Annotated in this window: 1 protein-coding gene; it reads left to right on the top strand. The window is 59.4% G+C overall.

Going from position 1 to position 2,493, the window contains the following annotated elements:
* The first annotated feature begins 388 nt into the window (after nucleotides 1-388).
* Complete coding sequence (locus QO231_RS25965; protein ID WP_316783171.1) at nucleotides 389-2,470, top strand: recombinase family protein; 2,082 nt, start codon at nucleotides 389-391, stop codon at nucleotides 2,468-2,470.
* Nucleotides 2,471-2,493: the final 23 nt, after the last annotated feature.

Here is a 2,493-nt window from a genome sequence, read left to right as displayed (position 1 = left end):
CGAGGGTGTTTGGGGATGCCCCCTTTGGTGATGCGGACGAATCCTTTCCAGAGAGCGTTCAGGTGCTTGATCCGCGGCACCCGCTCTATGGGCGATCATTCGAGGTTCTTGGTCGATCGAGGTTTCGCAGGGGCAGTTCTTCGCCCTGCTACGAGGTCGTATATCGCGATGGGGTCACTCTGAATGTACCCGTGACGACGACCGAGCCGCTTGGTTTGCCGCCCCATTCTACCAAATTGAGCGTAGAGGCGTTGCGCGATCTACTAAATGTGGTAGATTCTGAGTGCCATGAGTATAGCGCCCGAAGATCTTTGGACGACGCTGCCGGTGACGCTAAGGCGTCAGATCGCCGACGACATCGCCGTGGCTCTGGCGGAGGTATTTCGTGATGTCCGAGTTGATCCAGTCGGCGCATCTGAAGCGCAAAGCGGTTGTCTACATCCGGCAGTCGACGCCCCATCAGGTGGTGAGCAACCAGGAGAGCCTGCGGCTGCAATACGCGCTTTGCCAGCGCGCCCATGATCTTGGATGGCATAAAGCCGATATCGACGTGATCGACGCCGATCTTGGTCTGAGCGGCGCGTCCGCTGCGCATCGCAGCGGGTTCCAGGAACTTGTCGGTCGGGTTGGGCTGAGCGACGTGAGGATAATCCTGTCCGTTGATGTCACGCGGCTCGCGCGCAACTGCTCCGATTGGTATCCTCTTCTGGACATCTGTGGCTTGCGGGGGTGTTTGATCGCTGATCGCGACGGCGTCTACGATCCCGGCAGCGCCAACGGACGCCTGCTTCTTGGCCTCAAGGGAACCATATCCGAACTCGAGCTGCATACGATCCGCAGCCGCCTGACAGCTGGCCTCATCGCCAAGGCAGAGCGCGGGGAGCTTGCCCTCACCTTGCCTGTCGGTCTTGTGAGGGACCCGAGCGGTGTTGTGCTGAAAGATCCAGATATGGCTGTTCAGGACCGGCTCGGTCTTGTGTTTGAGCTCTTTCAGAAGCTGCGTAGCATCGCCAAGGTGATGCGCATGCTGAATGATCGTGGTCTCGATCTGCCACGCCGGGACCGACATGGCGAACTGCACTGGGCTCGTGCGACGGTCGCTGCGGTTTCAACGATCCTGAAAAATCCAGCTTACGCAGGTGCTTTCGTCTATGGCCGGACCCGCATTCGGGACACCACACCGGGCGGGCGGCCCGCGACAAAAGTGGCACGACCTCTCGAAGAGTGGCGGATCGTCGTGAAGGACCGGTATCCGGCCTATATCGATTGGCCAACATATGAGAACATCCGCAACATCGTGACCGACAACCGGGCTGAATACATGCGCAGCAAGACAAGAGGCATCCCCCGCGACGGCGAACTTCTATTGCACGGTATAGTCTGGTGCGGACGATGCGGCTATAAGATGTATGTCCGATACAAGGGCGGCGGAGAGTATGTTTGCAACCACTTGCGTACTCATTCTGGTTTACCCACTTGCCAGCATATCCGGGCCAAAGCGGTGGATGCCGCTGTTGCTGACGCTTTCCTGACTGCTTTGAAACCTGCGGAACTCGATGCCCTGTCGCGCGCCCGCCGGGCCCAGAGCCAGGTCGACAGCGCACTGCTTGCAAATGCAGAACGCGAAGTTGAGCGCACACGCTATGCCGCAGCCCTAGCACAGCGGCAGTTCAATCGCGTTGACCCTGACAACCGTCTTGTCGCCGCGGAACTTGAGCGCCGCTGGGAAAGCGCGCTGATGGAGGTTCGAGCGGCGGAGGCCGCGCTGGCCGAGCAGTCCGCAGAGCAACCGACCGCTCATGTGACGATGGGGAAGGCTTTCACCGGCAAGGTGGTGGCCCTTGCGGGACGTCTGCCGCAAATCTGGGCGGATCCCGCCACCACCGACGCGCATCGCAAGGCGCTGCTGCGCTGCCTGGTGGACAAGGTGGTGCTCGACCGGACGCCCGAGAGCGCACTGGTCCGTATCGTATGGCGCGGCGGGGCGGTGACCGAACTCGACGTCAAGATGCGGGTAACTGCGATCGCGAAACTCGCCCGGGGCGAAGAAATGAGGGCGCGCCTGCTCGAGTTGGCAAAGGCAGGGACCCCTGATAATGAAATCGCTCGCGTTCTCACGAAAGAGGGACACCGTTCTGCAAACTGTGTCGCCAAGGTTCTTCCTGTCACCGTGCAGCGTATCCGGCTAGCCGAAGGGATCAAGACGCCTCCCTCGCACAGGCGGTGGGATCACGATCCCAGCTTCCTGAGCACAACTGCTCTTGCTGCAAAGCTGGGAATTCCGGTTAACTGGCTCTATGTCCAGATAAAGAAAAGGCGCCTGCTCATCGACCCTCAACCATCCGGTGCATATCTATTTCCCGACACATCAGTCGTGTTGGACGGCGTGCGGAACCTTCGAAATCATAACATCAACAAACTGGATTTGAGAATCTGTCAGAATGACGAAAGGGGGTATCAACATGGGTGATCGCTGGAAGGAATAGACTGGCG

Source organism: Sedimentitalea todarodis, assembly GCF_032595355.1.
GTDB lineage: Bacteria > Pseudomonadota > Alphaproteobacteria > Rhodobacterales > Rhodobacteraceae > Sedimentitalea > Sedimentitalea todarodis.
The sequence above is the reverse complement of the archived record's forward strand: the minus strand, read 5'-3'. Positions and strand labels throughout refer to the sequence as shown.